Annotated in this window: 8 protein-coding genes; all 8 read right to left on the reverse strand. The window is 41.1% G+C overall.

What is annotated here, in order from left to right; translation table 11 throughout:
• Window positions 1-20 precede the first annotated feature (20 nt).
• A complete protein-coding gene (locus J5I83_RS06845) occupies window positions 21-602 on the reverse strand; it encodes a hypothetical protein (protein ID WP_304054413.1) in 582 nt (193 codons plus the stop codon).
• A complete protein-coding gene (locus J5I83_RS06850; RefSeq protein WP_304054414.1) occupies window positions 574-1287 on the reverse strand; it encodes an SURF1 family protein in 714 nt (237 codons plus the stop codon). Before J5I83_RS06850 ends, J5I83_RS06845 begins: the two co-directional genes overlap by 29 nt.
• Window positions 1288-1441: 154 nt before the next feature.
• A complete protein-coding gene (locus J5I83_RS06855) occupies window positions 1442-2290 on the reverse strand; it encodes a cytochrome c oxidase subunit 3 (protein ID WP_304054415.1) in 849 nt (282 codons plus the stop codon).
• Window positions 2291-2320: 30 nt separating this feature from the next.
• Window positions 2321-2542: a DUF2970 domain-containing protein gene (locus J5I83_RS06860; RefSeq protein WP_304054416.1), complete on the reverse strand. Its 222-nt coding sequence runs from the start codon at window positions 2540-2542 to the stop codon at window positions 2321-2323.
• Window positions 2543-2564: 22 nt separating this feature from the next.
• Complete coding sequence (locus J5I83_RS06865) at window positions 2565-3095, reverse strand: cytochrome c oxidase assembly protein (protein WP_304054417.1); 531 nt, start codon at window positions 3093-3095, stop codon at window positions 2565-2567.
• Between the two features lie 125 nt (window positions 3096-3220).
• Entirely contained in the window at window positions 3221-4795 is a 1575-nt protein-coding gene (ctaD, locus tag J5I83_RS06870) for a cytochrome c oxidase subunit I (RefSeq protein ID WP_304054418.1), read from the reverse strand.
• A 63-nt stretch (window positions 4796-4858) separates the two neighbouring features.
• Window positions 4859-5680 carry a cytochrome c oxidase subunit II gene (gene coxB / locus J5I83_RS06875; protein WP_304054419.1) on the reverse strand — a complete coding sequence of 274 codons (822 nt, stop codon included), beginning with the start codon at window positions 5678-5680 and terminating at the stop codon, window positions 4859-4861.
• Between the two features lie 679 nt (window positions 5681-6359).
• Window positions 6360-7732 (reverse strand): class I tRNA ligase family protein (locus tag J5I83_RS06880; RefSeq protein WP_304054420.1); only part of this gene is annotated, 1373 nt, incomplete at its 5' end.

Consider the following 7732-nt stretch of genomic DNA (forward strand, 5'->3'; position numbering starts at 1 on the left):
AACACCTATAAATGACAAGGTTAGTGCTCAAAATGAGAAAGCTTTAATAACAACTTCATATCATTAGAAATTTTAGTCGGATTTGCATCCCTTGGATATCTCATCATTAAATTTCCCATTGGATCAACTACATAAATATGATCACGCCGTGAATGCACGGCAGGAAATTCACTAAGTAAATCACTGTCCTTTGCACTAAGAAATACTGTACCTTCGTATTCATTTTTAAGTTCCTGATGAGGTAAGTGGTGATCATCAATTAGCCACACTCGCCCAATCCGGTCTTTTTCGGTATTTTGAACCAAACGTACTTGTCTCATTTGATAAAGTTTCTTTTGACAATATTCATCGCACTGACCGGAGTCGATAGAAATAAACGACCATTTTCCTCGCAAATCTCGTGCACGAAATATGGTGTTATTCTCAATATTGTGCGCTTGTCCTTTTAAAGTACTCACATCTAATAATTCACCGTAATTAACAGTACCTTGCGGACGGATTTCGAACACATGTAACAGATACGATGCGATTACCGGGGACAGCATCAGTAGTGTAATAAGAAGGAATTTAATTCTATTTTTTCGAGCTATTTCGTTTGACATTTAATACCAAAAATATAATACATGTTGTCGCAGCCAGGAAGAACCATTGAAATGCATATCCAATATTCTTTGAAGCACCAGAATCAGGTCGCACCCACTGTCGTATCAATCCGTCTTTTATTTGATTATCTTGCTGCAGTAATAAAATCGGCTGTAGTGTGAGCCCTGTTATTTCTTGGTAATGTTCAAGATCTAAGTTTACCCACAGCTTACCCACAACAATTTCTCGAGAAAGCTGCATTGTTTTAATCGCAGGTGATGTAACAATACCAGTCACAATTACTTCTTCTTTAGGAAAAAAAACAGTCGGCAATTGTGAACGATCAGTCCCTGCAGCAATCCATCCGCGATTAACTAAAACATACCGGGAGCTATTTGCAATCTTAATTGGTGCCACTACTTCATAACCTGCAATTCCCTGGTGTATTTTATTATCCAGGTAAATTGCATGATCCTCAATAAAATTACCTCGTACTTCAACTTGTCGATATTGAAAATCTTCTAATTTAATTGGTGTTGAAGGCAACGTTATAGCCGGTTCTCGAGCATATCGCTCTATTCTTTCTTGACGCAACTCTTTCTCATTTGCCCGTGAGAGCTGCCACAAACCAAGCCGGACAAATATCAAGGTTAGCGCTATTGTTAATAAAACAATCCACCACCGCGGTTTGAATTGATAATTCATATCTTTAATTTATCACTCACACCTTGAATGGTTGTTTTAGCTTAACCGTTTTTAAGATAAAGCCTAGCAGGCTCAATTTCCAGGCATCTTGTTTTCACTGTTAAAAGGTAAGATGCCTGGGTATATCACACTAAACTACTGACTCAGATTTTATTTATAGCAAATAAACAAATATAAACAACCCAAGCCAGACCACATCAACAAAATGCCAATACCAAGCAACACCTTCAAAACCAAAATGGTGCTCAGGTTTGAAATGGCCTGCTGCGCATCTAAAATAGATAACCGTCAGCATAGTCGCGCCCAAAGTCACATGGAATCCATGAAAGCCTGTTAACATAAAAAATGTCGAACCATACGCACCCGAAGACATCTTAAGGTTGAGGTCAGAGTACGCATGACTATATTCATATATCTGGCATCCAAGGAAAAGCACACCCAATGCAATAGTAGCTAACAACCACATCTTGAGCGCTTCGCGTCTATTTTGCTTAAGTGCCCAGTGTGCAAGTGTTACCGTTACACCAGAAGTGAGCAATAAAAAAGTATTGAAAGCCGGCAATCCCCAAGCTCCCATTGGCGTGAATTGCTCTGTGATACCAGGTCCTGCAGTTGGCCATCCACCGGCGAAATTAGGCCATAGTAAATCATGCTCTGCATCAGCAAGCCAAGGCACTGATAATACTCGCATGTAATAGAGCGCACCAAAAAAGGCTGCAAAGAACATCACTTCTGAGAAAATAAACCAACTCATCCCCCAACGGAATGATTTATCTTCCAGCTTACCATAATGACCATTTTCACTTTCCCGCGCCACATCACCAAACCAGCCAAAAAGCATATAGATGAGAATAGCAAAGCCTATGGCAAGCATATAATAACCTGCTGGTATCTTATTCATGGTAAATGCTGCACCAAACCCTAAAAAGAATAGCGCAGACGATCCTACTATTGGCCATTTTGATGGTGACGGCACATAGTAGTGTCCAGTTCCTTGACTCATAGCATCCCTCCTGATTTATTTTCTAATGAATTAACTCGTTATTAATTTAACTAACATCAATATACTTACCACAAAAATTGTTGCGCCGATAAGACCACCAATAACTACTTGTAACGGAGTTATCCTTTCCGCATCATGATCGAGATCGCTTTTCTTACGAATGCCCAGAAATGCCCAGAATACTGCCTTTGCTACCTGCCATATTGAGGCTTTCTCAATTGGTTCTTTTGAGTTATTCATTAATTCATTCACCGTTAATCATCTCATTTACCTTCTATTTGCCTGGTTCTAGTGCAAAAAAAGTATAAGATATGGTTACAGCACTAACATCAACAGGTATTTGTGGATCAATGATAAACTTCACTGGCATCCGCCTTACTTCACCCGGCTTAAGCACTTGTTTTGTAAAGCAAAAACATTCAAATTTCTTCAAATATTTCTCTAAGAAACGCGGACTGTAACTGGGTATTGCTTGACCACTTACCTCTCGATCCGAATCATTCTTGATCTCATACATCACTTCTATTGATTCACCGGGATGTATTTTAACGTTAGATTGTAGCGACTTAAATTGCCAAGGCAAGCCGCGTACATTTGCATCCAACCCAATTGTAATCAGCCGCGTCATATCTACTTTGATATTCTTATCCACTACATCTGGCTGCAAGAGATTATTTATTCCGGTCACTTCACAAAACTTCTCATACATCGGAACCAGCGCGTAACCAAAACCGAACATGATCATTGAAAAAACCAGTAGCTTCTTCAGCATAGCCACATTAATCTTAGTTACGCTCTGTGTCATTGTTTCATTATCACCGTTATTAAATATATTACAGTCATTAGGATTAGCAATAAAAAAGCAGTCCTTAGTTTCTTACGCTTGAGATCCTTATCATTATCATTCTGCGGCATATAATATGCTTCGCTTTATTTAATTACTGGCGGAGTTTCAAAGCTGTGATAAGGCGCTGGCGAAGGCAATGTCCATTCTAATGTGCTTCCACCTTCCCATGGCTTATCAGTTGCTTTCTCACCACTACGGATACATTTAATCACAATATAAAGGAAGAGTAGTTGTGTCAGCCCGAATCCAAACGCTCCAATACTTGAAATCATATTAAAATCAGCAAATTGCAGCGAGTAGTCTGGAATTCTACGTGGCATGCCAGCTAATCCCAGGAAGTGCTGCACAAAGAATGCAACATTGAAGAAGATCATAGACAACCAGAAATGCATTTTGCCTAATTTCTCATCATACATACGGCCTGCCCATTTTGGTAGCCAGTAATAAACCGCAGCAAATATTGCGAATAGCGCTCCTGATACCAATACGTAATGGAAGTGTGCAATCACGTAATAGGTATCTTGCACTTGAATGTCGATTGGTACGATTGCACAAACCACACCACTGAATCCACCTATTACAAACAAGAAGACGAAGCCAATGGAAAACAGCATCGGGGTTTCAAACGTCATTGATCCGCGCCACATTGTAGCTGTCCAGTTAAAAACCTTTACACCTGTTGGCACTGCAATCAGCATCGTAGCATACATGAAAAATAACTGGCCCACTGCAGGCATACCCGCTGTAAACATGTGATGTGCCCATACTACACAGGACAGAATAGCAATCGACGCTGTCGCATACACCATTGAGGAATAGCCAAACAATGGTTTACGAGAAAATGTCGGGATAATTTCCGAGACAACACCAAAAGCTGGCAGGATCATAATGTAGACCTCTGGATGCCCGAAGAACCAGAAAACATGCTGAAACAGAACAGGATCGCCCCCACCCGCTGCATTAAAGAAGCTAGTACCAAAATGGCGATCTGTCAGCAGCATCGTTACCGTACCTGCTAGAACAGGCATTACCAGCACCAGTAGATAAGCAGTAATCAGCCAAGTCCATACAAACATAGGCATTTTCATTAATGTCATGCCAGGCGCACGCATATTAAGAATGGTGGTAATAATGTTAATTGCGCCCATAATTGAGGAAGCACCCAAAATATGAATAGCAAAAATCATCATATCTACACCCAGACCACCTTGCGCAGAAAGCGGCGGATAAAATGTCCAACCACCTGCTGCTGCACCTCCTGGCACGAAGAACGATGATATCAATAACGCACCAGCCACCGGCAATAACCAGAAACTCCAGTTATTCATCCGCGCAAACGCCATATCCGGCGCACCTATCATCATAGGCACCTGCCAGTTGGCCAAACCAACAAATGCGGGCATGATAGCGCCAAACACCATAATCAAACCATGAAGTGTGGTAAATGAATTAAATAACTCGGGCTCCAGTATTTGAATACCCGGCATGAATAATTCTGCACGAATCCCCATAGCCAGAAAACCGCCAACCAGAAACATGGCAAAACTAAACCACAAATACATTGTGCCAATATCTTTATGATTGGTTGTTGTTACCCAGCGCATTATTCCACTGGGATGATGGTCGTGATGACCGTGTACATCTTGAACTACTGCCATGACTATTCTCCTTAGTGCTTACTACTTTTATTTTCTGAATTTACATCTCTTAAAATCGAAATATTAATTCCCGACTGCAGCCGTGGTCACTACTGCCGCCGATGCTTTCTGTTTGTCGGCTACCCATTGCGCATACTTTTCTTGCTCCAGCACCTCGACCACTATTGGCATAAACCCATGATCTTTCCCACAAAGCTCCGCACATTGGCCGCGGAATATACCAGGCCTCTCTGCTGTAAACCACACATCACGAATAAATCCTGGAATAGCATCTTGTTTAACCCCAAAGGCAGGTACCCACCATGCATGCAGAACATCATTTGCGGTAGTGATCACTCGAATTTTCTTCCCTACCGGGACAACCATATTATTGTCCACCTCTAGCAAATAATTTTCACCTTTGGGCTCTTTATTTGCCACTTGAGCAAGTGGTGTAGACAATTTGCTATAGAAGCTGATTCCCTCACCCTCCCCCTGAAGATAATCGTAACCCCACATCCACTGATAGCCTGTGGCCTTAATGGTAATATCAGCCTCAGAAGTATCCTTCATCGCAATAACAGTTTTGGTAGCTGGATAAGCCATTGCGACCAAAATCAATAGCGGAATCGTTGTCCAGACAATCTCCACAAGAGTACTGTGATGAAAATTTGCAGCCTTGTAACCCACTGATTTGCGGTGCTTCACAATTGAGTAAAACATTACACCAAAAACACCAATAAAAATTGCCAAGCAAATCCATAACGCTAAGATATGCTGATCATAGATATCTTGAGCAATTGAAGATTGCGGTTCCGGAAAATTATATTTACTGGAAAACGCCATACTTGAGTAAAAAGCAAGAGTTGCTGACCCCAGCAGGGCCACTACTGATTTACTGCTCATATTTCCCCCCACATAAATTACTAATTTTGTCTAATTTCACGTACTAAAAAATTTCGACCATTTATTTCAAATGGCTGCATAGACCACCCAACTGCAAATTACTTCATAATTTGAAAATTTCTACTAATCTCTGCTAGTTTTGAATGCTAATAAATTACCCATTAATACTAACGAGAATTTTAGCACGCTAGCAGTGCACCCACAAGGGAAAATCATGATTCTTATAGAAAAATCCCCCTATTTTGAATATGGTGATTTTGCTACTTACTCTTCTTTCTTCCCTGAAACAAGAAATTTTACCCACTTATTTACCCGCTGCGACAGCCATCTTTAACCTCACTCAACATCACAGCAAAACGAAACAAAATCGACAAAACAAAATCTTTTTGTACAACCAGTAAAACAATCAAACACTAGAAATTCTTTTATATCCTCTGATATTTACTGACGCTAGCACAACATGCCATCTGCACTATCTCACTTACGTGATTGAGATAAATAAACATTAGCCAGACTAATAAGCTCTATCTCAGGACAGCAAAAAAGAAAATATTCTATTTCCCTACTCTAGATGTGCTTTTTCCAAGAACTCAGATAATAGTCGCAAATATCCCTATATTTCACTCGGATTTAACGATAACCAGCTTATTTTAAAAATAAGAAATACATATCCAAAAGACTAGCTTAATCTTTGTAATTGTTCGATCAATTTAGACAACACTGAATTAAACCCTGCTAAACGCTCCTTCTCCTGGATGACCACCTTGCCTGGTGCGCGTTGCACAAAATCAGGATTATCAAGTTTTGCACTTGCCTTACTGATTTCCACTTCTAAGCGAGTAATTTCTTTTTGGAGTCGCTCACGCTCAGCCGACACATCTATTTCAATCTTGAGCATCAATCGAAATTCACTAACAACAGCTATCGGCGCATCTACATTCGGCAGTCTCTCTGGCAAAATTTCAACATTGGATAACTTAGCCAAGGCGATCAAATAGGCAGAAAAATCTGCCAAAGCAGACTGATTACCCTCAATTAACAAAGGAATCCTCGTTGCCGGAGAAAGCTTCATTTCACCACGTAACCCTCGACATGCATTAATGATCTCTTTAAGCAGGGTAATGCGACTGCTGGCCTCCCTATCAATACGCGCAAGATCTGCTTGCGGATAAGGTTGACACATAACACTCTTACCTTTTTTATCTGCCAGCAAGGCAATTTTTTGCCATAATTCTTCAGTAATAAAAGGGATCACGGGATGTGCTAACCTAAGCGCAGTTTCAAGCACTCGCACCAGAACACGGCGCGTAGTGCGTTGCTCAGCGTCATTCCCCAAATTTAATTGAACCTTGGCAAACTCTACATACCAATCACAATATTCATCCCAGATAAACTCATAGATCTCGCGCGCAGCTATGTCAAAGCGATAACCGTTAAAAGCTTGAATCACACCTTGCTCGGCTTGCTGCAAACGACCAATGATCCACTTATCCGCATAAGAAAATGTCAAAGGCAAAGACTCATCTAGGCCAACATCCTTTCCTTCACAATTCATCAGGACAAAACGCGCGGCATTCCACAGCTTATTACAAAAGTTTCGGTAGCCTTCGCATCGCTGTAAATCAAATTTAATATCCCGCCCATGTGAAGCCAAACTAGCAAAGGTAAAACGCAATGCATCGGTGCCAAACGCAGGTATACCCTGCGGGAATTGTTTACGTGTATTTTTTTCGATTGACTCAGCCTGTTTGGGATTCATCAAGCCGGTAGTGCGCTTCTTGATCAACTCTGGTAACGAAATGCCATCAATCAAATCAAGTGGATCCAGCACATTCCCTTTGGACTTGCTCATCTTTTGACCTTCTGAATCACGGATTAGTCCAGTCACATAGACCTCCCGGAATGGCACTTTTCCAGTGAAATGCAATGACATCATGATCATACGCGCCACCCAGAAGAAAATGATATCAAAACCAGTCACCAGCACCGAAGTTGGTAAAAAGGTTTTGAGTTCGGTTGTCTCCTGCGGCCACCCCAATGTAGAGAATGGCC

This window comes from Nitrosomonas communis (genome assembly GCF_024102715.1).
GTDB lineage: Bacteria > Pseudomonadota > Gammaproteobacteria > Burkholderiales > Nitrosomonadaceae > Nitrosomonas > Nitrosomonas communis_B.

Coding starts and splice junctions, on each gene's coding strand:
- J5I83_RS06845 (WP_304054413.1), bottom strand. CDS start 602: ATGTCAAACGAAATAGCTCGAAAAAATAGAATTAAATTCCTTCTTATT.
- J5I83_RS06850 (WP_304054414.1), bottom strand. CDS start 1,287: ATGAATTATCAATTCAAACCGCGGTGGTGGATTGTTTTATTAACAATA.
- J5I83_RS06855 (WP_304054415.1), bottom strand. CDS start 2,290: ATGAGTCAAGGAACTGGACACTACTATGTGCCGTCACCATCAAAATGG.
- J5I83_RS06865 (WP_304054417.1), bottom strand. CDS start 3,095: ATGACACAGAGCGTAACTAAGATTAATGTGGCTATGCTGAAGAAGCTA.
- ctaD (WP_304054418.1), bottom strand. CDS start 4,795: ATGGCAGTAGTTCAAGATGTACACGGTCATCACGACCATCATCCCAGT.
- coxB (WP_304054419.1), bottom strand. CDS start 5,680: ATGAGCAGTAAATCAGTAGTGGCCCTGCTGGGGTCAGCAACTCTTGCT.